Raw genomic sequence first — 21,754 nt, forward strand, 5'->3', positions numbered from 1 at the left:
CCGACGATCAAGGCCGCACATTATGGACCGACGCCCTGCGACCTGGGCGTATGCACGACGCCACGGCCGCCCGCAACGAAGGCATCGCCAGCTGCTTCCAGCACTTCCCCGACGTCGAAGTCCTCCTCGACGACGGCTACCTGGGCCTGAGCCGCGACCACCGCGGGCAAGCGATCACACCCCCCAGAAAACCCCGCCCGGGAGCACTCCCCGGCAGAGTCGAACAGTGGGAACGCGACCGCCACGGCCATTCCTCCGACCGCATCACCGTCGAACACGCCCTCGCCGATCACAAACGTTGGAAGCAACTGACCCGCTGGACCCACCGCCGAGACAACCTGCCCGACACCTACCGCGCCATCGCTGGCCTCGTCTCCGACCGCACCATCAACGCCTGAAACAGGCCACGACCAGGCCAAACACGCTTCACCCACTATCACGCACCAACTCGTTACTCAACCGCCGGCGGTGGCGGACACGGATGGAGCTGTCCACCGCCCCCTTCGAGTACCTCGAGATCTTCCACAACCGGCAGCGCAGGCACTCCGCCCTGGGCATGCTCAGCCCGGTGGAATACGAACTCCGCGCGCCACCGGTAGCGTGAAACCAAGTGACTCGGCTCCACCCAACTCGGGGCGCTCCGGAGCCTCCATTAGACCTGGAGCGGTTCACCGGGACGATGCGAGCCAGCCCTGGAAAGTGATCCACGGGCAGCCGGAGCACACATCACTTGGTCGATGCCCTACGCCGATCCCGCGACGCCGGAAGGTAGGTTGCTGAATCAGGCCCGGATACAACAACTCAGTGCATGGATCAACGCCGCACGAGGACGGCGCGGACTCCCACGGATGGGGTTCTGACCCGGCTACGACGACCGTAAGCGATCTCACCGAGGCGACTTGAATCGGGCCGTCTTGTGAAGGTCGGGGGACGGCTTGAGGTCGGCCCCACCCATCGCACCGGCCGGTGACGGGTGGGGCCGATGCGGCTCGTCTTGACCCGACGTCCATCAGCCGGGGCCAGTCGGTTCGCCTCGGGGGAACTGATTTGAGTCGCCGCATCATTCTGACTTGGCTGCGGTGTCCGACACGTTTGAGAGAGCCGAAGAGAACGCGGAGTAGCAAGTGACAGGTATCGACGAGGCTGGTGGCGCTCCCGAAAGGTGTGGTCCTTTGGCTGAACTGCGGCTGGCCAGAATGGCTCTTGCGGTGTGCGAGGACCTGGCTCTGGCAGGGATGCCGGCAGCCTACGCAGGGAGTTCCTTCGACGGACTAAGTAGGGCAGTCTCAGGAGCCGTCGTTTTTCACGCGCCGTACAACGACGAATCTGCCGGTGTCTACGTCAAATGGGAACCGCATCCGATGCTTGTAGGACAGATTCTCCGACCCGAAGCATCAGACACCAGGGCACTTGCTGTGGGTTCCGCCGCCGCGGAAGCCATGCGCCAGGCGCTGTGCAAGGTCCTCGGTGCCGCTGGCTGGGCTGCGTGGGAGTACACAAACTCAGTCACTGGCGAGCTCTACTTGAAGGTCGGTGAGAAGGCGCCGGGGGAGTAACTCCTGGTTGGTTCTGGTCCCGCGGTCCCACTGTGTAGGTGGCGGTGCCATGCCCGTGACCTCGAACTGTCAGTTGGGGTCTCGTTGATCATCTCGATGGTTCGCCCCAATATTTTCCCGTTCGAGAACGGGCCGTCGCGTGAGGCTGCGGGGTGGGCCGGGTTCAAAGTAGCCAATTGAGGCTCAGTTGGCTCACCAGGATCGCGCCCCGCGAAGTGGTGTAGCTGGTCGAGCGTCTGGAACGCGCGGGTGTCTGCCCGAGGCGTGCATCCACCGGTCGTGAGTGCTCCCTGAAAATGAGTAGGCCATCGCGCAAGTCTTCCTGGTGAACGAGCAGTTCGACTGGAGGAGCGCGCGATGGCCTTGTCCCATTCTGGCCTGATGCGGCTACTGGAGTCCCTACGTACGGCCGACGGAGTTGAGACGATCAGGTGCTTTGCGAGCGCAGCATGCAGGAGCTGATCGAGGCCGAGGCGACCGAGGGCATCGGTGCCGCCCCGGGCGAGCACTCCGAGAAGCGCGCGACCTAGAGCAACGGCCACCGGGAGCGGCTGCTGACCAGCCAGGCTGGCGGGCGACCCGACGTGACGCGCCCCAAGCCGCGCTCTACGGGCGACCCGGGCGCCGTCGCGGCATCTGCTTCATGTTGCCGGAGCAGGTGGGCTGCGCGGAGTGGGCGGTTCCTCGCTAGCGGCGCCCCACCTAACAGGAGGTAAGCAGAGAGTGTCGATCACACTAACGCATCGCGACGGAGCCATGGAGGTTGGTACTGAGGCCGACCTTGCAGCCCTCATCGTCGAGCTTGACGAGCCCATCGATGAGGAGCATCCAGACGTGGCGGTCACGGACGATGATTCCGGCTGGAATGTTTCCGCGTTTCAGGACGGGACTCTGATACTCGAAAAACTCGATGACAGCGATGTGACGCCCCGCCACATTCGCAATGTTCCACGCGCCGAAATGCTCAGGGTGATGCGCATGTTGATTCGCGGCGATCTGCTTGCCATCGAGCAGCTGGATTGGCATCCCGGCTACGGCTGAACAAGCTGAGTCCAGGCCGGTTTTGCGGGACTCTACTGGGTTGAGGGCCCGTATAATCTTGCGGGCACAATCGCAGAGACTCTTCAGTGAGTTTCGCCCTGAGTGGTGAAGGGTGTGATCGGCTGCGGTCGTGTCCTGATCGCGGAGTCAAAATGCCGTATTTCATCGGAGATGGCAACGGTGACACCAATATGTGCACCGCTCCGGACTTCGGCTCCGCGGCCCTGACGATCCCTCCGCAGTTGAGCCAATCGTCTGGGATCCCCGACAGGGTGCAGCTATGCCGCACCCAGCTCACACCACACGTACTTCCCCCGATTGCCCTCCCTGGCCAACGGCTGCCAGCCCCACACGTCGGAGCACGCCCGCACCAGCGCCAGCCCCCGCCCCTCCTCCAGACCCAGCTCCACCGCCCGCTCAAAGCACCCCGGCGGTTCCGGCGGCGCCGGATCGGTGTCCCAGGCCCCGATCCGCAACACCCCGGCCGCCCACCGCACCCGCAAAGCAGCGGGCCCTTTCGTATGCCGTACGGCATTAGCGACCAGCTCGGCGGCGAGCAACTCCGCGACATCCACGAGCCGAATGAGCCCATGCACTGTGAGGATGAGCCTGAGGGTGCGCCGACTGACGGTGACGGCACGTGGATCGTTCGGGATGGAGAGGGAGTACTCCCAGGACTCGTTTTCGGGCATGCGTGAACTCCTCGTTCATTGACCGCAATTGAGGCGAGGCCCGGTGGCAGTGCCGCAGCCGTCATGGCAGGACGGAGCGGTGCGCTTCCGGCACCCCGATGTGGCACATCGTGTGCGTCGCGTCACCGACGGTAGAGCAAAAATTTCTCCTCACGCAAGGTGATCGCGTACTCTGGCACCCGAACGAGGCAAGTACGCAAGGCGGTTGAAGAGCGGACGAGGAACGTGGCGCCAAGAAGCCAACCCACGGCACGACAGGTGCGCCTGGGCACGGAGCTGCGTCGCATGCGCGAGGCGGCCGGCCTCAAGGCCCGTGAGGTAGCGGGGCTGTTGAGCTCGACATCCGCCCAGATGAGCCAGGTCGAGGCAGGGCTCGCGGGAGTGAGCGAGGAACGGCTACGGCGTCTGGCCGCTCACTACGCCTGCGCCGACGAAGCATTGATCGAGGCCCTGGTGACCATGGCCACCGAGCGTGGCACGGGCTGGTGGGAGGAGTACCGGGGAGTGCTGCCGCCCGTGTTCCTCGACGTCGCGGAGACCGAGCACCATGCGACCTTCCTGCGCGAGGTCGTCACCAGCCACGTCCCGGGGCTTCTGCAAACGCCGGACTACGCCCGGGCGGTGTTCGGCTACATGGTCCCGGAGCTGCCCAGCAGCGAGTTGGAGCCTCGGGTGGAACACCGCATGAGACGCCGGTCCGTCCTGGAGCGGGACGATCCCACACCGTATGAGACCGTCGTGCACGAGGCAGCACTCAGGATTCTGGTGGCGGATCGCCGCATCGCCCGTATGCAGCTCCGCGCGATTCTCGACGCTGTGGAGCGAGGTCATGCGACGGTACGGGTCATCCTGTTCGACACGGAGGGATTTGCCGGAGCCGGGATCGAGATGATGTACATCGGCGGCCCTCTCCCCCGGCTCGACACCGTGCTGCGAGACGCCCCGCACGGAACAGCCTTCATCGACGCCGAATCCCAACTGGCCCGCTTCCGCGCTCTGCTCAATAAGGTGAAGAAGGCGGCACTGAACCCGGTGGCGTCACGGGACTACATCCACCGCATGGCGAAGGAACTGTGAGGCGCCCCCATGACCGAGGCCACCCGCTGGCAAAAGTCGTCGTACTCCGGCGGCGGTGACGGCAACACCTGCGTGGAGATCGCCCGTGTGGACACCGATGTGGCGATACGCGACTCCAAGCGCCCCTCCCACGCCACACTCACCGTCACCGCCGGAGTCTTCACCACCTTCGTGGAGGAGTTGAAGGCCTACTACACCGTCACCGACTTCGCCGAGTTCCGACACTGATCCACCCCGTTGAGCACGCCTACCAGCCCACGTAAACGAGGTCACGTTACTCGCCCTCTGGCGTTGCCCAGTGGCCGTTGGGCCGCCCGCTTCTTTGGCCAGTGTCGTGCTTCCACGCCCCGAGTAAAGGGCGCTCCCTGGGGTCGCGTCTCGCCTGCACGCCGGGTGGGCTCACCGGCGAGCGGCCGGTGGAGGGATGGGGGAGGTGATGGGCGGTGCGTTCACTGCCGAGGCGGCTCGGCGAGTGTGAATCACCCTCCACCGGCCGTTCGTCGTTACTCCTGCCCGGCGGGCTCGTGGGGGTGCGTCTCCTGGGCGGCGGCGTCCGGGCCCGTCTCGAAGAGATCTTCTGCTCGCTCGACCGTGCCTGACCGGTCGAGCCAGTCGTCGAGGCACGCAAGATCCGTGCAGCCGCTGATGCGGGCGCGTACCGCGTCGGAGACGGTGAGGCCGCGGACTTCGAGCACGCGCAGGATCCCTTCAGCCTTGCCCTTGGCCTCTCCCTGTGCCTGACCGTCCAGGTACGCCTCCTCGAACACCGTTCCCCGGCCCGGAAAATAGGTGACGACCATCTTCTCCAACTCCCTCCACATCTCTCGGGCCGGAGTGTTCTCCAGGCCCACCTCCAACAGTTCCGACCAGTACGTGGCGGTGGCCTTGTCGAACGACCGCATTCCGCGCGCCAGTAGATTCAGTATGGCCTCGATGCCACGGCTCTCGCTGTGCACGATGGCGGAGAACGTCGCCAGCGCCGGCTGCTGGGCCACCACCGCTTCGTCCGTGATCTCCGGGACGCTGTCCGGACCGAGTACGAAGGGCCGCGTGACCTGGCTCGTCCAGGGCCCGACCCGGCACTCGAAGGGACCGCCGGCCGCCCACTTCGCCGTGAAGCGGCTGCGGCAGACGGCGACGAGCAGCACCGGAAGGCCGAACTTCGCGCGCAGATACGCCAGGTAGTAGGACCAGTTGGCTCCCTTGTCAGCCGCCGGGCTGGTCTGGGCCTCGATGGCGAGGAGGAAAGCCTCCCCCTCCGACGGCTCGACCTTCAGCACCGTGTCCACGCGGCGTTCCAGCGGCTTCAGCTCCGTCGCATCGGGAGTCACGAGCTCGATGTCCGCCTTGGCGGGCGGTGGCATGCCGAGGGCTTCGAAGATCGGCGCGAGAACCTCGGGATGATCCTGGAAGATCCGGTGCGAGGTCTCGTGGGTGGATGTGACCATGCGCGCAATCTAGGTCGGGAAATGGGCGGGATTTCCGGGCCCCCGGAATACGTTCACCCATTCGAGTGGCGAAGAAACCTTCACCCGCCCGGTCCCTCCAGCCCCGGAGAATTACTCCACCGTCACCGACTTCGCCAAATTCCGAGGCTGATCCACCTCGTTCCCCCGAGCCGTGGCCAGCTCGCACGCGAACACCTGCAACGGCATCGTCGCCACCAGCGGCTGGAGCAGCACCGGTGTCGCGGGGATCCGGACCAGGTGATCCGCGTACGGAACCACCGCCTCGTCCCCCTCCTCCGCGATCACGATCGTCCGAGCCCCCCGCGCCCGGATCTCCTGGATGTTGGAGACGATCTTGTCGTGGAGGACGGAACGCCCGCGCGGCGACGGCACGACCACCACCACCGGCAAGTCCTCCTCGATCAGCGCGATCGGCCCGTGCTTCAGCTCCCCCGCCGCGAAGCCCTCCGCGTGCATGTACGCGAGCTCCTTCAGCTTCAGCGCGCCCTCCAGCGCCACCGGATACCCCACGTGCCGCCCCAGGAAGAGCACCGTGTTCTTCGCGGCCAGCGACCGCGCCAGCTCCCGCACCGGCTCCATGGTCTCCAGCACCCGCTCCACCGCCCCCGAGATGGACGACAGATCCCGCACCACCGCCCGGATCTCGTCCGCCCACTTGGTTCCCCGCACCTGCGCCAGATACAGCGCGACGAGATAGCAGGCGACCAACTGCGTCAGAAACGCCTTCGTCGAGGCGACCGCCACCTCCGGCCCCGCGTGCGTGTACAGCACCGCGTCCGACTCCCGCGGAATCGTCGAGCCGTTGGTGTTGCAGATCGCCAGCACCTTGGCGCCCTGTTCACGCGCGTGCCGCAGCGCCATCAGCGTGTCCATCGTCTCGCCGGACTGGGAGATGGCGATGACCAGCGTCTGCTGGTCGAGGATCGGATCCCGGTACCGGAACTCGCTCGCCAGCTCCACCTCGCACGGGATCCGCGTCCAGTGCTCGATGGCGTACTTGGCGATCAGCCCGGCGTGAAAGGCCGTACCGCACGCGACGATGACGACCTTGTCGACCTCGCGCAGCACAGCCGCCGGGATCCGCACCTCGTCGAGCGACAGTGAGCCGGAGCCGTCGATCCGCCCCAGCAGCGTGTCGGCGACGGCCTTCGGCTGCTCGGCGATCTCCTTGAGCATGAAGTAGTCGTAGCCGGCCTTCTCGGCGGCCGAGGCGTCCCAGTCGACGTGGTACGAGCGCACGTCCGCCGGGCTGCCGTCGAAGCCGGTGACGGTCACCGCGTCCCGGCGCAGCTCCACCACCTGGTCCTGCCCCAGCTCGATCGCGGACCGGGTGTGCGCGATGAACGCGGCGACGTCCGAGGCGAGGAACGACTCCCCCTCCCCGAGGCCCACCACCAGCGGCGAGTTGCGCCGCGCGCCCACCACGACGTCCGGCTCGTCGGCATGGACGGCGACCAGCGTGAACGCCCCCTCCAGCCGCCGGCACACCAGCCGCATCGCCTCGGCGAGATCCGCGCAGGAGGAGAACTCCTCGGCGAGCAGATGCGCGACGACCTCGGTGTCCGTCTCGGACGTCAAGTCATGCCCGCGCTCGGCCAGTTCGGCCCGCAGCTCGGCGAAGTTCTCGATGATCCCGTTGTGGACGACGGCGACCCGCCCGGCGTTGTCGAGGTGCGGGTGAGCATTGGCATCGGTCGGGCCGCCGTGCGTGGCCCACCGCGTGTGCCCGATCCCGGTGGTGCCCGTCGGCAAGGGCCGCTCGCTCAGCTCCTTCTCCAGGTTGACCAGCTTCCCGGCCCGCTTGGCCGTGGCCAGCCCACCGTCCGCGAGCACGGCGACCCCCGCCGAGTCGTAACCCCGGTACTCCAGCCGCTTCAGCCCGGCGGTCACCACATCGAGCGCCGACTGCGACCCCACGTATCCCACGATTCCGCACATGCAGGGCACCCTACGATCCGTCAGCCCCCGAAAACGCGTCCCGCCTGCCCGAAATCGGAAATTCCCACCACCGTACGAACGACCGCCCCGCCCAAGGCGAAGCTAGGTGAGGGCGGCGCTGCGGGCCGGCGCCGATCCGGAGGGCCGGGACAGTGAGGGCACGACCCCGCTCTACCTGGCCTCCGTGAGCGGACACGCGGAGATCACCCGCCTTCTCCTGGCCGCCGGTGCCCGCCCCGACACCGAGAGCAGGGGACTCGGCGCGGAGGGCACACCCCTGTGCGCGGCCGCGTGCTGGGGTCACGTCGACGCCGTACGCGAACTGCTCGCCCACGGCGCCGACCCGAACCTCCGCGAGGACCACGGCACCGGCCGCACAGCCCTGGAGTGGGCCCAGGACTGCGGCCACCCGGAGACCGCGGAGCTGCTCCTCGCGACAGAAACGACACCGGGCGCGGTGGCGTGACACCGCCGCCGCACCCGTCCGGGCTCAGCCCAGCTTGGCCACCTGGGCGTTCACCACGTCCGCGGGCACCTCGAAGTCCTCGCCCGTGGCCGCCGAGGCCAGGTTCACCACGCTGAAGGTCACCAGCGTCGCACCCTTGCGGACGACGACGAGCTTGTTCGGGGCCTGGACGCCCTCGTCGGCCGCCACGGTCAGGGTGATCGCCGCGCCCTCGTCGCCGCCCTCGGGTGCCGCGGTCGTGGCGACCTTGGTGACCTTCATCGGCTCACCGCTCACGGTGGCCGTGAAGCCACCCGCGCACTTCCCGGCGGCGGCGGTCAGGCCCTTGAACGCCGTCTCCGCGCCGCCGTCCTCGTAGGACGCGAGGTTGATCAGCATCTTGTCGGTGTCGAGGGCGGCCAGCAGGGCGTCCTCGGGCTTGGTGTCCTTGGACGGCTTCTTCACCTCACCGGTGTAGGACCGCTTCACCGTCGCCGCCGGCTCGCCCTGCGCGACGCCCGCCTGCGCGTGCGCCAGCGGCAGGCACGCCGCGTCCTCGGACTTCACCTGGTCCTTGGCGATGTCGTCCGTCGCCGCGACCTTGGTGGCGACCTTGCCCTCCTTGACGTCCGACTGCGCCAGCGCGGCCTTCTCCAGCTCGGCGGCGGTCAGCGCCTTCGCCGCCGGCGCGGCCGCGGCCGTCGACTCGGACGCGCCCTTGCCCTCGTCGCCCTTGTCGTCCTCGCCGGAGCCGCCGCAGGCGGTGGCGAGCAGGGCCAGGGCGGCGGCGGAGGCGGCGAGCGCGGTACGGCGGACGGCTATGGCTCTCACGTGGGAACTCTTTCTGCGACTCTGCGGACGATCTCCGCATGCTGTGCGCGCACCCTACGCACAGCCGACACACAAATGATCACCGGGCCACCACCCGGTACCAGACCGTGATCACCATGTGATCCCGTCGGCCGGCGTGACGCACCCCACCCGCCATCCTGTTCAAACAGCGTTAACAATGGACTGTGATCTCTCCGGTCTCCTCGACCCCCCGGAGCGCCCACCGGCAGCGGCCGGAGGCGACTCCCTACGTCGATCTCACCCGTGCCGAGTGGAGCGCGCTGCGCGACAAGACGCCGCTGCCGCTCACCGCCGAGGAAGTCGAGCAGCTGCGCGGCCTCGGTGACGTCATCGACCTCGACGAGGTGCGGGACATCTACCTGCCCCTGTCCCGGCTGCTGAATCTCTACGTCGGCGCCACCGACGGCCTGCGTGGCGCGCTCAACACCTTCCTCGGTGAGCAGGGCTCCCAGTCGGGCACGCCCTTCGTGATAGGCGTCGCCGGTTCCGTCGCCGTCGGCAAGTCGACCGTCGCCCGTCTGCTGCGCGCCCTGCTGTCGCGCTGGCCCGAGCACCCGCGCGTCGAGCGGGTCACCACCGACGGCTTCCTGCTGCCGACCAAGGAGCTCCAGGCGCGCGGCCTGATGTCCCGCAAGGGCTTCCCGGAGTCGTACGACCGCCGTGCGCTGACCCGGTTCGTCGCCGACATCAAGGCCGGCAAGGACGAGGTCACCGCGCCCGTCTACTCCCACCTGAAGTACGACATCATCCCCGGCGAGAGGCTCGTCGTGCGCCGCCCCGACATCCTGATCGTCGAGGGCCTGAACGTCCTGCAGCCCGCCCTGCCCGGCAAGGACGGCCGCACCCGCGTCGGTCTCGCCGACTACTTCGACTTCAGCGTGTACGTCGACGCCCGCACCGAGGACGTCGAGCGCTGGTATCTCGACCGCTTCAAACGGCTGCGCGAGACCGCCTTCCAGAACCCCTCCTCGTACTTCCGCAAGTACACCCAGGTCTCGGAGGAGGAGGCCCTCGACTACGCCCGCACGATGTGGCGCACCATCAACAAGCCCAATCTGGTCGAGAACATCGCCCCCACCCGGGGCCGCGCCACCCTCGTCCTGCGCAAGGGCCCGGACCACAAAGTGCAACGCCTGAGCCTGCGCAAACTCTGACGGCTACGCTGCCGCCCATGCTGCACCTGCGCCTGATCACTCCGGCCGAGAAGACCGACGATGTGGTCCGCCTCATCGAGTCGACCGTCGGCACCACCCACCTGGTGGTGCTGCCGGGCGCCGCCCGCACCCCCGCCGGGGACGTCGTGCTGTGCGACGTGGCCCGCGAGGCGGGCGACGAGCTCCTCACCGAGCTCCAGGAGCTCGGCCTCGACACGTCCGGTTCCATCGCCGTGGAGAACATCGACCTGTCGCTGTCCAAGCGAGCCGACAAGGCGGAGGAGGAGGCGCCGGGCGAGGGCGCGGACGCGGTGCTGTGGGAGCACCTGACCGACGCCACGCACGAGGAGTCGACCCTCTCGGTCACCTACCTGGCGTTCATCACGCTGGCCACGATGATCGCGGCCTGCGGTGTCGTCCTCGACAACGCCATCCTGATCGTGGGCGCGATGGCGGTCGGCCCGGAGTTCGGCCCGCTGGCCGGCATCTCCACGGCGGTGGTGCAGCGCCGGCCGCGGCTCGCGGTGCGCTCGATGATCGCCCTGCTGGTGGGCTTCGCCGTGGCGATGGCGGTGACGGTCGGCTTCAGCTTCTTCATGGACGCGGTCGGCCTGTTCTCCCAGGAGAAGCTGGACGCCGACCGGCCGCAGACCGGCTTCGTCTACGCCCCCGACTGGTTCTCCTTCGTGGTGGCGGTCCTGGCCGGCGCTGCGGGCACCCTCTCCCTGACGTCCGCCAAGTCCGGCGCCCTGGTGGGCGTGGCCATCTCGGTGACCACGGTCCCGGCCGCCGCGAACGCCGCCGTAGCCCTGAGCTACGGCGACACCCGCCAGACCTGGGGCTCGACGGAACAGCTCCTGCTGAACCTGCTCGGCATCATCGTCGCAGGCACGACGACCCTGCTGCTCCAGAAGACCCTCTGGTCAACCCAACGCAAGCGGCAACACACCTAGGGGCGCGGGGCTGTATCGATATGCGGCTCCGCCGCGCGGGCGCGACCAGCCACGACGACGCCGCAGCCCGCAACGCACAGCACCCCCACCCCGAACCCGGAACCGGAACCGGCCGGAACTACCCCAACGCGGACTTCACGACATCCGCCAGCCGCCCCGCCACAGACCGAGCCTGCTCAATATCCGCCGCCTCGACCATCACCCGAACCAACGGCTCGGTCCCCGAGGGCCGCAACAACACCCGCCCGGTCTCCCCGAGCTCCCGCTCGGCCTCAGCCACCGCCGCCGTCAACTCCGCCGACGTCTTCACCCGCGTCTTGTCCACATCCGGCACATTGACCAGCACCTGCGGCAACCGCTCCATCACCGACGCCAGCTCCCGCAGCGTCCGCCCCGTCTCGGCGACGCGAGCCGCCAGCAGCAGCCCGGTCAGCGTGCCGTCACCGGTCGTGGCGTGGTCCAGCACGATCACGTGCCCGGACTGCTCGCCCCCGAGCGCGTACCCGCGCTCCTTCATCTCCTCCAGCACATACCGGTCCCCGACCGCGGTCTGCACGAGCTGGATGCCCTCGCGCTCCATGGCCAGCTTGAAGCCCAGGTTGGACATCACGGTCGCGACGACGGTCTCCGAGCGCAGCGCCCCCCGCTCCCGCATCGCCAGCGCGAGCACGGCGAGGATCTGGTCCCCGTCGACCTCCTCGCCGGTGTGGTCCACGGCCAGGCAACGGTCGGCGTCCCCGTCGTGCGCGATGCCGAAGGCGGCCCGATGCTCGACGACGGCGGCCTTGAGCTTGTCCAGGTGGGTCGAACCGCAGCCGTCGTTGATGTTGAGCCCGTCCGGGTCGGCCCCGATGGTGACGACCTCGGCGCCCGCCCGCGTGAACGCCTCCGGCGACACCCGGGAGGCCGCGCCGTGCGCCTCGTCGAGGACGATCCGCAGCCCGTCGAGCCGGTTCGGCAGGACGTCGACGAGGTGCGCGACATACCTGTCGAAGCCCTCCTCGTAGTCCCGCACCCGGCCCACGCCTGCGCCGGTCGGCCGGTCCCAGGGGGCGCCGGTGCGGTGCTCCTCGTAGACGGCCTCGATTCGGTCCTCGAGCTCGTCGGCGAGTTTGTGGCCGCCGCGGGCGAAGAACTTGATGCCGTTGTCGGGCATGGCGTTGTGGCTGGCGGAGAGCATCACGCCGAGGTCGGCGCCGAGCGCGCCGGTGAGGTGGGCGACCGCGGGCGTCGGCAGCACGCCGACCCGCAGCACGTCCACACCGGCGCTGGCGAGACCCGCGACGACGGCCGCCTCCAGGAACTCCCCGGAGGCGCGCGGATCACGCCCGACCACCGCCGTGGGCCGGTGTCCCTCGAACGTGCCCGCCTCGGCCAGTACGTGCGCGGCGGCCACCGAGAGGCCGAGGGCCATCTCCGCCGTCAGGTCCGCGTTGGCGACACCGCGCACGCCGTCCGTGCCGAAGAGTCGTCCCACTTGTCCTCCTGAGGAAGCATCCATGTCGAAAGCCGCGCCGAGGCGTTGTCGGTAGCGGGTGCCGTAGAGCCGGCGGTCGTGATGCAGGTGCGGCTCCGCATCCGGGGGCGGGCCTCCCGTGTGCCCGAGAGGACCGGCCGCGCACGACCATCCGATCACATTAGCCTTTGAGCGCCTTGTGTCGTTATACGCCCACGGCGGTGATACACGAACGCCCCGGCAGCACAGTGGCGTGCCGCCGGGGCGTTCGGAGTACGAGCAGGCGCCGAAGGATCAGCGCGTGCCGCAGCAGGCGCGGGAGATTAGCGCTTGCTGTACTGCGGGGCCTTGCGGGCCTTCTTCAGACCGGCCTTCTTCCGCTCGACCGCGCGGTCGTCGCGGCGCAGGAAGCCGGCCTTCTTCAGCGGGCCACGGTTGTTGTCGACGTCCGCCTCGTTCAGCGCACGGGCGACACCCAGACGGAGCGCACCGGCCTGACCGGAGACACCGCCACCCGCGATGCGGGCGATGACGTCGTAACGGCCCTCGAGCTCGAGCACCTTGAAGGGCTCGTTGACTTCCTGCTGGTGCACCTTGTTCGGGAAGTAGTCCTCGAGGGTGCGACCGTTGATCTTCCACTTGCCGGTGCCCGGGACGATCCGGACACGGGCGATGGCGTTCTTGCGGCGGCCCAGGCCGGCGGCCGGCTGGGGCTCGCCGAAGCGGGAGGCCATGGACTCCGAGGTGTACTCGCCCTCGACGGGGACCTCGGACTCGGTGGTGTAGCTGTCGATGTCAAGCTCTTCGAGCGGCTGCTCGGCAGTGGTCTCGGCCACGATTCTCCTCAGATTCTCTTCAGTCTTAGGGGGTGGCCGGACTTACTGCGCGACCTGGGTGATCTCGAACGGCACCGGCTGCTGGGCAGCGTGGGGGTGCTGGTCGCCCGAGTAGACCTTCAGCTTCGAGAGCATCTGACGGCCCAGGGTGTTCTTGGGGAGCATGCCCTTGACGGCCTTCTCGATGGCCTTCTCGGGGTTCTTCGCGAGCAGCTCGTCGTAACGGACGGAGCGCAGACCACCCGGGTAGCCGGAGTGGCGGTACGCCATCTTCTGGGTCCGCTTGTTGCCGGAGAGGTGCACCTTGTCGGCGTTGATGATGATGACGAAGTCACCGGTGTCAACGTGCGGCGCGTAGATCGGCTTGTGCTTGCCACGCAGGATGGAGGCAGCAGTGGAGGCCAGACGGCCCAGGACGACGTCCTGAGCATCGATGACGTGCCACTGGCGCGTCACATCGCCGGGCTTGGGGCTGTACGTACGCACGGTTCGTAGCCTTCGCTTCTTCAGTGAATGGTCCTGACAAGGTCACCGAAGACGATCACGACAGCCCTGACCGCACTGCGGTGACGCAAACCGCGTGCTGGTCGCTGGTCATCGGCCCGGTGGACCGGTGTAAGGGCCCCTCACGTGAGAATGAGCAAGCCAATACACATAACGAACATGCAGAATACCCACGCTCGGCCGACCGGGTCAAAACGAGTCGGCCTGCGTGGACTGCACGCACTCCCCCGATTCTACGGCCGTACACCGCCTTCCTGCCGCACAGCCGCACGCCGCTGCCGCGGGGCACGCCACAGCCCCTCCCGGCCCTCACCACCGCGCACGCTCTGCCCCGCGACCGTCACCGCCAGCGCACACAGGGTGAACGCGTCCCTGAAGGCCCGGCGGCGCCCCGTCTCCAGCCACGGCCAGGTCACCCCCGGCAGCTGCGGCACCAGCGCCAGCCAGAACCAGGGCCGCCGGGCCACCGACCCGGCGTACGGCAGCCCCGCGAGCAGCAGCGGCACGACGACCAGGAGGTAGTGGTCGTACGAAGGCCGCGACACGAGGAACGCCGAGAGCATCAGCCCCGTGGCCGTCTCCACCAGCCTCAGCGGCCCGGCGTCCCCCGCACCCCAGCGCCGGTACGCGCACAGCACCCCGGCCGCCGCCGCGCACAGGCCGATCACCTCGGCGGACGCACGCGGCACCCCGAGCCGGGGCAGCACCGCCACGGGCGAGGCCTCGTACAGCCGCACGAAGGAGTCGTCGCCGGTCAGCAGGAACGGCAGAGTGCGGGTGACGAAGCCCGCGGGGTCGGGCAGCAGCAGCGCCGCCGCCCCGGAGGCCAGGACCGGCACCAGGACCAGCACGGCCAGCGCCCGCCACCGGCGCGCGAAGAGGAACAGCAGCGCCATCGGCGCGAGCAACGGCTTCAGCGCCACCGCCACGCCGATCAGCGCACCCGCCGCCACCCACCGGCCCCGGCTCGCCAGCAGCAGACACAACGGCAGCGCCAGCACGGCCGTCACCGTCCAATTGCCCAGCCGCACCAGATGCGCGAACGGCGCGAAGCCCGCCGCCAGCGCCGTCAGCCCGAGGGCGGCGAGCCTGCTGTGCAGCGGCACGCGGTGCAACCGCAGGGCGCAGACCCAGGCGAGCACGAGCGCGAGGGTCACCGCCACCGGCACCAGCACCGCCGGCACCGGTCGCGGCAGCAGGGCCTGCGGGGCGGCGGCCACCACGGCGCCCGGCAGATAGAGGAAGTGCGGATCGTCATACGGCGAACCACCGGCCAGCCAGGTCCGTGCGGCGTCCACGACGATGGCGTTGTCCATGCCCCCGTCCGAGGTCACACGCACCGTGTGCACCGTCAGCGCGCCCAGCACCGCCACGAGTCCGGCCCACAGAGGCCCGCTCGCCGGTCGCACCAACCACCCGGAGATGTCGCATTTGCCCGTCGCCATGGGCGCAACGCTAGGGGCTCGGGGGCCCGTTGAGGCGGACCAGCACACCCCCGGCCCCGTCTAAGATGCGCCCCATGAGTTATGGGCAGGGGGACTCCCAGCAGCAGTGGGATCCCTGGAAACCGCATTCTCAGCAGCCCTGGAACAGCGGCAGCTCCGGCCAGTCCCCCGACTGGGCCGCGCTCGCCGAGGCCTCAGAGGCGCGCGCCAAGAGGCGCCGGCTGCTGTTCATAGGCGGCGGCGCACTCGCGACCGTCGCGATAGGCACGGCGGTGGCGGTGGCCGTCGTCTCCGCGGGCGGCAACAACGAGACCGCGGGCGGCCCGTCCTCCCAGCTGCCCGGGAGCGCCGACATACCGAGCGCGACGGGCACGGTCCCGTCGTTCGCCCCGACCAGCGCCCCACCACCGCTGGATCCCAAGGACTTCATCGCCAGCGCCAAGAAGGACCGCGCGCCGCTCGGCCCCGACATCCTCTTCCCCGGCACCCAGCTCACCATGGGCGAGACGGTGTACAAGAAGGGCCCCACGGCCGACACCCGCAACTGCGCCTCGGCCGCGAAGGCGACGCTCCCCAAGGTCCTGAACGACAACGACTGCACCCGCCTGATGCGCGTCAGCTACACCAAGGACAACGTGGCGGTGACGGTCGGCGTGGCCGTCTTCGACACCGAGGCCCAGGCGCTCAAGGCCAAGCAGCAGGCCGACAAGAAGAGCATCATCAAGTCCCTCGCGGGCGGCGGGGTCAAGGAGTTCTGCGACGGCGCGGTGTGCCGCTCCACCATCAACTCCTACGGCCGCTACGCCTACTTCACGCTCGCCGGTTTCACCAACGGCAAGGACGTGACGACCAAGGACAAGGCCGTCTTCTCCACGGGCGACGACCTGGCGGAGTTCACATTCCGTCAGATCCGCCGCAGGGGCGAGGCGCAGGCGTCCGCAGCGGCCAACGAGTAGACGCGCAGCGGTAGACGCACAGAGGGCCGGCCCCACGCGGGAACCGGCCCTCACGCCTCAGCAGCAACCACGCGCGGGCAACGACCTCTTGTTACGGGCCTCCTTGCTCCGCGCGGCCAGCAACTCGTCCGCCGGATAACCGACTTCCTCCAGCGTCAGCCCGTGCGGCCGCACCACGTGCACGGCCGAGTCCCGCACGCCCGCCGCGAGCACCTTCCCGGGCCAGTCGGGCGGCCGGTGCCCGTCCCCCACGAACAGCAGCGCCCCGATGAGCGAGCGCACCATGTTGTGGCAGAAGGCGTCGGCCCGCACGGTGGCGGTGATGATCCCGTCGTCCCCGCGCACCAGGCTCAGCTCCTGCAGCGTACGGATCGTGGTCGCCCCCTCCCGCCGCTTGCAGTAGGCCGCGAAGTCATGCTCCCCGAGCAGCCCCCGGGCGGCCTCGTTCATGGCGTCGACATCGAGCGGCCAGTCGTGCCACAGCACGTGATTGCGCAGCAGCGGATCGACACCGCCGGGATTGTCGGTGACGCGATAGGCATAGCGCCGCCAAATCGCCGAGAACCGCGCGTTGAACCCCTTGGGCGCCTCCCTGAGCGCCCACACCCGCACGTCCCTGGGCAGCCGCCCCGCGAACCGCTTGAGCAGCTTCTCGTGATGCTCACGCCACACGCCCTCAGGCAGATCGACGTGCGCGACCTGCCCCCGCGCATGCACCCCGGCATCGGTCCGCCCGGCGACGGTCAGCTCGTACGTCTCCCGGGACCGGGTCACCGTACGCAAGGCGTCCTCGATCTCCCCCTGCACGGTCCGCTTCCCGCCGGCCTGCTTGGCCCACCCGTGGAAGCCGCTCCCGTCGTACGACAGGTCGAGCCGGACGCGCACGTAACCCGGCGCCGCTTCATCACTCACGTACAGATCCTCTCAGCAACACAAAGCGGGCCCGCCCCCCGAAAAGGAACGGACCCGCAACGCCCTGAAGGGGCGCGGGGAACTGCGCGACAAGCCACGACAAAGCCGCACCCGCCGACGAACCAGCTCCCAGCAGACGCTTACGCGTCCTTGGACTCCTCGGCGGCGTCCTCGGACTTGGCCTCGACAGCCTCGTCCTTCTTGAGGGCGTCCTCCTTGACCGCACGCTTCGTCGCGGCCTCGGCCTCGCCGACCGCCTTCTGCTGCACCGTCAGCGCCTCGACCAGCTCGATGACAGCCATGGGCGCGTTGTCGCCACGGCGGTTACCGATCTTGGTGATGCGGGTGTAGCCACCCGGACGGTTCTCGTACCGCGGGCCGATCTCGGTGAAGAGCGTGTGGACGATGCTCTTGTCCGTGATGACCTGGAGCACCTGACGGCGGTTGTGAAGGTCACCCTTCTTCGCCTTGGTGATCAGACGCTCGGCGTACGGCCGCAGACGGCGGGCCTTCGCCTCGGTGGTGGTGATACGGCCGTGCTCGAACAGCGACTTCGCGAGGTTCGCGAGCATCAGCTTCTCGTGCGCGGCACTGCCGCCCAGACGGGCACCCTTGGTGGGCTTCGGCATCGTGTTTCTCCTAGGTGTCTGCCCCGGCCGTATCAGGTACCGGAGTCAGTATCTGAGCAGACGGTTGTCTGTCAGAGATCCGGGCGCCTTTTCAGACGCCCGGAAGGGCCGCGCCCCATAGGGGCGCGGGGAACTGCGCGACCAGTCACAACGGACCGGCACCCGAATCAGTACTGCTCGGTCTCCACGAAACCGGCGTCAGCATCGTCATCGGCGCCGAACGCGTCCGCGGCAGCGGTCGGGTCGAATCCGGGCGGGCTGTCCTTCAGGGCCAGGCCCATCCCCGCCAGCTTCGCCTTGACCTCGTCGATCGACTTCGCACCGAAGTTACGAATGTCGAGGAGGTCGGCCTCGGAACGTGCGACGAGCTCACCCACGGAGTGGATGCCCTCACGCTTGAGGCAGTTGTACGACCGAACGGTGAGCTCCAGCTCCTCGATCGGCAGCGCCAGATCGGCGGCCAGGGCGGCGTCCGTCGGCGACGGACCCATGTCGATGCCCTCGGCGTCGATGTTCAGCTCACGCGCGAGACCGAACAGCTCGACCAGCGTCTTACCGGCGGAGGCCATGGCGTCACGCGGACGCATCGCCTGCTTGGTCTCGACGTCGACGATCAGCTTGTCGAAGTCGGTGCGCTGCTCGACACGGGTCGCCTCGACCTTGTACGTGACCTTGAGCACCGGCGAGTAGATCGAGTCGACCGGGATCCGGCCGATCTCCTGGCCGACCTGCTTGTTCTGCACGGCGGAGACATAACCGCGGCCACGCTCGACCGTCAGCTCCATCTCCAGCTTGCCCTTGCCGTTCAGGGTGGCCAGAACCAGGTCGGGGTTGTGCACCTCGACACCGGCCGGCGGCGCGATGTCGGCGGCGGTGACCAGACCCGGGCCCTGCTTGCGCAGGTACATCACGACCGGCTCGTCGTGCTCACTCGACACGACCAGCTGCTTGATGTTGAGGATCAGGTCGGTGACGTCCTCCTTGACGCCCGGCACGGTGGTGAACTCGTGCAGGACGCCGTCGATCCGGATGCTGGTGACAGCCGCACCGGGGATCGACGACAGGAGGGTACGGCGCAGGGAGTTGCCGAGGGTGTAGCCGAAGCCCGGCTCCAGCGGCTCGATCACGAACCGGGAGCGGAACTCGTCGACGACCTCTTCGGTCAACGAGGGACGCTGAGCGATCAGCATGTGTGGATCAGATCCTTCTTTCGTGGACGCCCGCTATATGACGCCCGACGGAAACCGCACCGGTGACAGATGCGGGTACTGCAAGGGTACGGGCGATACGGCCCGAATACTCGGCCGTACCGCCCGGAACCACAGACCGTGACGAAGCGGACGTCAGACGCGACGACGCTTCGGCGGACGGCAGCCGTTGTGGGGGGTCGGGGTGACGTCCTGGATGGAGCCGACCTCGAGGCCCGTGGCCTGCAGGGAGCGGATCGCGGTCTCACGACCGGAGCCCGGGCCCTTGACGAACACGTCGACCTTGCGCATGCCGTGCTCCTGGGCGCGGCGGGCAGCCGACTCGGCGGCCATCTGCGCGGCGAACGGCGTGGACTTCCGGGAGCCCTTGAAGCCGACGTGGCCGGCGGAGGCCCAGGAGATCACGTTGCCGGACGGGTCCGTGATCGACACGATGGTGTTGTTGAACGTGCTCTTGATGTGCGCGTGGCCGTGAGCGACGTTCTTCTTTTCCTTGCGGCGCACCTTCTTGGCAGCGCCCTGACGTCCCTTGGGGGGCATCTGTTCTCCTACGGGAGGTGGTCGGTCCTACAGCGAAGACCGCTGGACGGCGAAGTCCGCTGAGGACTACTTCTTGCCCGGCTTCTTCTTGCCGGCGATGGCGCGACGCGGGCCCTTGCGGGTACGCGCGTTGGTGCTGGTGCGCTGACCGCGGACCGGCAGACCGCGGCGGTGACGCAGACCCTGGTAGGTACCGATCTCGACCTTGCGGCGGATGTCGGCCTGGATCTCGCGACGGAGGTCACCCTCGGTCTTGATGTTGTTGTCGACGTACTCGCGGATGGCGACCAGCTGCTCTTCGCTCAGGTCGCGAACGCGGGTGTTCGGGTCGACGCCGGTGGCGGCCAGCGTCTGCTGCGAAAGGGTCCGGCCGATGCCGAACACGTAGGTGAGGGCGATCTCCACGCGCTTGTCGCGCGGGATGTCAACACCGGAAACGCGTGCCATTCAATGGCTCCAGTTGGTTGTCGGAGGTCTTCCACAGGACCGACTCCCAGCCGCCGGCCTCTTCTCTTCGAAGATTTGGTACGACCTGGGTCCCCGGCCTCCGAGCCGGGGGTGTCGAGCCGCGTACGGCTCGGGCCCTGCGTATGAACATATTCAGCTCGCGTCGCGCGAATCTCTGCGGAAAGCAGAGGGGTGGTCGTGCGTCAGCCCTGGCGCTGCTTGTGGCGCGGGTTCTCGCAGATGACCATGACCCGGCCGTGACGGCGGATCACCCTGCACTTGTCGCAGATCTTCTTGACGCTCGGCTTGACCTTCATGGGATGTGAGGTTCTCCGGGTCAGTTGCCGGCGACCCCGCTGACGCGGGATCTGGGCAAGATCTACTTGTACCGGTAGACGATCCGGCCACGCGTCAGGTCGTACGGAGACAGCTCCACCACGACCCGGTCGTCAGGGAGGATGCGGATGTAGTGCATACGCATCTTGCCGCTGATGTGTGCCAGGACCTGGTGGCCGTTCTGGAGCTCGACCTTGAACATGGCGTTCGGCAGAGACTCGACGACAGTGCCCTCGATCTCGATGGCACCTTGCTTCTTGGCCACGCTTCGCCCTTCGAATCGACTACCTTGATCGACTCCCGCGTGCACCGTGAGTGCATGCGGACATGCGGGTGCACAAGAGCCGACGAGTCAGTCTACGTCAGCGCACCCGGAAAGACGAATCGGGGAAGTCTGCCCCACACGGCTGATCCTTAACCGAGCGGATCGGGCGCGGCCGTGATGCCGTACTCCGCGAGCTTGGCCTTGCCCCCGTCGGGGGCGGTCAGGACCAGGGGGCCCTGTTCGGTGAGGGCGACGGAGTGCTCCCAGTGGGAGGACCAGGTGCCGTCGGTCGTCACGACCGTCCACTCGTCCTCCAGGACGACGGTCTTCGGTGTGCCGAGGGACACCATCGGCTCGATCGCGAGGCAGAAGCCGGGCACCAGCTTGGGGCCCTTGCCCCGGCGCCGGTCGACGTAGTTCAGCAGATGCGGATCCATGTGCATCTCGGTGCCGATGCCGTGGCCACCGTAGTCCTCGATGATCCCGTACCGGCCGCCGCTCGGCTTGGGCTGGCGGCGGATGTACGTCTCGATGGCGCGCGAGATGTCGACGAGCCGGTTGCCCTGCTTCATCGCGGCGATGCCGGCCCACATCGACTCCTCGGTCACCCGGGACAGCTCGACCAGCTCCGGGGCGTGACCGGACCCGACGAACGCGGTGTACGCGGCGTCGCCGTGCCAACCGTCGATGATCGCGCCGCAGTCGATGGAGATGATGTCCCCGTCCTTGAGGACGACCTCGTCGGAGGGGATGCCGTGGACGACGACCTCGTTCACGGAGGTGCAGATGGTCGCGGGGAAGCCGCCGTACCCGAGGAAGTTCGGCTTGGCGTTGTGTTCCGCGAGCACCTTCCGGGCGACCTCGTCCAGGTCCTTGGTCGTCGCCCCCGGCACGGCCGCCTCCCGCGTGGCCGCGTGAATGGCGGCAACGACCAACCCCGCCTCACGCATCTTGGCGATCTGCTCGGGGCTCTTGATCTGCACCATGGGGGCTACGGCCTTTCTGGACCGGAAAAGAAACGGGCTCCCACAACGATACGACTA

Annotated in this window: 26 protein-coding genes; 10 read left to right on the forward strand and 16 right to left on the reverse strand. The window is 68.3% G+C overall.

All coding sequences use genetic code 11. The features are described 5' to 3' along the window. The 4 genes from N4P33_RS08375 to N4P33_RS08395 all read left to right on the forward strand — a co-directional run. The coding region (locus N4P33_RS08375; RefSeq protein ID WP_260825686.1) for a transposase family protein at positions 1-398 on the forward strand (398 nt) is incomplete at its 5' end. Continuing rightward, entirely contained in the window at positions 299-604 is a 306-nt protein-coding gene (locus N4P33_RS35660; protein WP_399029038.1) for an IS3 family transposase, read from the forward strand. The genes N4P33_RS08375 and N4P33_RS35660, both read left to right, overlap by 100 nt. Positions 605-1,124: 520 nt before the next feature. Then, on the forward strand, positions 1,125-1,556 hold the full coding sequence (locus N4P33_RS08385; protein ID WP_260825687.1) for a hypothetical protein: 432 nt from the start codon (positions 1,125-1,127) through the stop codon (positions 1,554-1,556). A gap of 756 nt (positions 1,557-2,312) precedes the next feature. After that, a complete protein-coding gene (locus N4P33_RS08395; protein ID WP_260825689.1) occupies positions 2,313-2,597 on the forward strand; it encodes a hypothetical protein in 285 nt (94 codons plus the stop codon). Between the two features lie 278 nt (positions 2,598-2,875). Here N4P33_RS08395 and N4P33_RS08400 read toward each other — a convergent pair whose 3' ends face one another. Then, positions 2,876-3,289: an ATP-binding protein gene (locus tag N4P33_RS08400; protein ID WP_260825690.1), complete on the reverse strand. Its 414-nt coding sequence runs from the start codon at positions 3,287-3,289 to the stop codon at positions 2,876-2,878. 285 nt (positions 3,290-3,574) lie between these two features. Between N4P33_RS08400 and N4P33_RS08405 the strand changes: the two genes are divergently transcribed. Beyond that, on the forward strand, positions 3,575-4,366 hold the full coding sequence (locus N4P33_RS08405) for a helix-turn-helix transcriptional regulator (RefSeq protein ID WP_313904469.1): 792 nt from the start codon (positions 3,575-3,577) through the stop codon (positions 4,364-4,366). Positions 4,367-4,375: 9 nt separating this feature from the next. Continuing rightward, positions 4,376-4,594: a DUF397 domain-containing protein gene (locus tag N4P33_RS08410; protein WP_260825692.1), complete on the forward strand. Its 219-nt coding sequence runs from the start codon at positions 4,376-4,378 to the stop codon at positions 4,592-4,594. A 275-nt stretch (positions 4,595-4,869) separates the two neighbouring features. On the opposite strand, the gene N4P33_RS08415 is transcribed toward N4P33_RS08410, so the two are convergent. Together N4P33_RS08415 and glmS are read right to left on the reverse strand one after the other, a co-directional pair. After that, positions 4,870-5,814, reverse strand: coding sequence for a hypothetical protein (locus N4P33_RS08415; RefSeq protein ID WP_260825693.1), 945 nt, complete (start codon positions 5,812-5,814; stop codon positions 4,870-4,872). A gap of 111 nt (positions 5,815-5,925) precedes the next feature. Then, complete coding sequence (gene glmS / locus N4P33_RS08420; protein ID WP_260825694.1) at positions 5,926-7,773, reverse strand: glutamine--fructose-6-phosphate transaminase (isomerizing); 1,848 nt, start codon at positions 7,771-7,773, stop codon at positions 5,926-5,928. A gap of 106 nt (positions 7,774-7,879) precedes the next feature. Here glmS and N4P33_RS08425 point away from each other — a divergent pair, with 106 nt between their 5' ends. Continuing rightward, positions 7,880-8,239: an ankyrin repeat domain-containing protein gene (locus N4P33_RS08425; protein WP_260825695.1), complete on the forward strand. Its 360-nt coding sequence runs from the start codon at positions 7,880-7,882 to the stop codon at positions 8,237-8,239. A 24-nt stretch (positions 8,240-8,263) separates the two neighbouring features. Here N4P33_RS08425 and N4P33_RS08430 read toward each other — a convergent pair whose 3' ends face one another. Continuing rightward, the gene (locus tag N4P33_RS08430; protein WP_260825696.1) at positions 8,264-9,049 is read right to left on the reverse strand and encodes a hypothetical protein; all 786 of its coding nucleotides are present in this window, start codon (positions 9,047-9,049) and stop codon (positions 8,264-8,266) included. A gap of 185 nt (positions 9,050-9,234) precedes the next feature. On the opposite strand from N4P33_RS08430, the gene coaA reads away from it, so the two are divergent. Together coaA and N4P33_RS08440 are read left to right on the forward strand one after the other, a co-directional pair. Next, positions 9,235-10,224 carry a type I pantothenate kinase gene (gene coaA, locus N4P33_RS08435; RefSeq protein WP_260825697.1) on the forward strand — a complete coding sequence of 330 codons (990 nt, stop codon included), beginning with the start codon at positions 9,235-9,237 and terminating at the stop codon, positions 10,222-10,224. 17 nt (positions 10,225-10,241) lie between these two features. Next, entirely contained in the window at positions 10,242-11,177 is a 936-nt protein-coding gene (locus N4P33_RS08440) for a DUF389 domain-containing protein (RefSeq protein ID WP_260825698.1), read from the forward strand. A 118-nt stretch (positions 11,178-11,295) separates the two neighbouring features. Here N4P33_RS08440 and glmM read toward each other — a convergent pair whose 3' ends face one another. From glmM to N4P33_RS08460, 4 genes are all read right to left on the reverse strand, one after another. Further along, entirely contained in the window at positions 11,296-12,654 is a 1,359-nt protein-coding gene (gene glmM / locus N4P33_RS08445; protein ID WP_260825699.1) for a phosphoglucosamine mutase, read from the reverse strand. 302 nt (positions 12,655-12,956) lie between these two features. After that, complete coding sequence (gene rpsI, locus N4P33_RS08450; protein ID WP_019526966.1) at positions 12,957-13,469, reverse strand: 30S ribosomal protein S9; 513 nt, start codon at positions 13,467-13,469, stop codon at positions 12,957-12,959. Positions 13,470-13,511: 42 nt separating this feature from the next. Further along, positions 13,512-13,955: a 50S ribosomal protein L13 gene (gene rplM, locus N4P33_RS08455; protein WP_019526965.1), complete on the reverse strand. Its 444-nt coding sequence runs from the start codon at positions 13,953-13,955 to the stop codon at positions 13,512-13,514. A 251-nt stretch (positions 13,956-14,206) separates the two neighbouring features. Beyond that, positions 14,207-15,418: a DUF2029 domain-containing protein gene (locus N4P33_RS08460; protein WP_260825700.1), complete on the reverse strand. Its 1,212-nt coding sequence runs from the start codon at positions 15,416-15,418 to the stop codon at positions 14,207-14,209. A 74-nt stretch (positions 15,419-15,492) separates the two neighbouring features. Between N4P33_RS08460 and N4P33_RS08465 the strand changes: the two genes are divergently transcribed. Beyond that, entirely contained in the window at positions 15,493-16,374 is an 882-nt protein-coding gene (locus tag N4P33_RS08465) for a hypothetical protein (protein WP_260825701.1), read from the forward strand. Between the two features lie 57 nt (positions 16,375-16,431). On the opposite strand, the gene truA is transcribed toward N4P33_RS08465, so the two are convergent. The 8 genes from truA to map form a co-directional block, all read right to left on the reverse strand. Beyond that, the gene (truA, locus tag N4P33_RS08470) at positions 16,432-17,286 is read right to left on the reverse strand and encodes a tRNA pseudouridine(38-40) synthase TruA (protein ID WP_260825702.1); all 855 of its coding nucleotides are present in this window, start codon (positions 17,284-17,286) and stop codon (positions 16,432-16,434) included. 140 nt (positions 17,287-17,426) lie between these two features. Further along, a complete protein-coding gene (gene rplQ / locus N4P33_RS08475) occupies positions 17,427-17,915 on the reverse strand; it encodes a 50S ribosomal protein L17 (protein ID WP_260825703.1) in 489 nt (162 codons plus the stop codon). Positions 17,916-18,082: 167 nt separating this feature from the next. Then, the gene (locus tag N4P33_RS08480; RefSeq protein WP_003966937.1) at positions 18,083-19,105 is read right to left on the reverse strand and encodes a DNA-directed RNA polymerase subunit alpha; all 1,023 of its coding nucleotides are present in this window, start codon (positions 19,103-19,105) and stop codon (positions 18,083-18,085) included. Positions 19,106-19,258: 153 nt separating this feature from the next. Beyond that, positions 19,259-19,663: a 30S ribosomal protein S11 gene (rpsK, locus tag N4P33_RS08485; protein WP_003956432.1), complete on the reverse strand. Its 405-nt coding sequence runs from the start codon at positions 19,661-19,663 to the stop codon at positions 19,259-19,261. A gap of 66 nt (positions 19,664-19,729) precedes the next feature. Next, on the reverse strand, positions 19,730-20,110 hold the full coding sequence (gene rpsM / locus N4P33_RS08490; protein ID WP_010036675.1) for a 30S ribosomal protein S13: 381 nt from the start codon (positions 20,108-20,110) through the stop codon (positions 19,730-19,732). Positions 20,111-20,313: 203 nt separating this feature from the next. After that, on the reverse strand, positions 20,314-20,427 hold the full coding sequence (rpmJ, locus tag N4P33_RS08495) for a 50S ribosomal protein L36 (protein ID WP_003998809.1): 114 nt from the start codon (positions 20,425-20,427) through the stop codon (positions 20,314-20,316). Between the two features lie 62 nt (positions 20,428-20,489). Then, positions 20,490-20,711, reverse strand: coding sequence for a translation initiation factor IF-1 (gene infA / locus N4P33_RS08500; protein WP_003948620.1), 222 nt, complete (start codon positions 20,709-20,711; stop codon positions 20,490-20,492). Between the two features lie 149 nt (positions 20,712-20,860). After that, positions 20,861-21,697 (reverse strand): type I methionyl aminopeptidase, encoded by an 837-nt coding sequence (gene map, locus N4P33_RS08505; protein ID WP_260825704.1) that lies wholly within the window; start codon positions 21,695-21,697, stop codon positions 20,861-20,863. Between the last annotated feature and the right edge of the window lie 57 nt (positions 21,698-21,754).

The sequence above is a fragment of the Streptomyces sp. 15-116A genome (assembly GCF_025290915.1).
Taxonomy (GTDB): Bacteria; Actinomycetota; Actinomycetes; order Streptomycetales; family Streptomycetaceae; genus Streptomyces.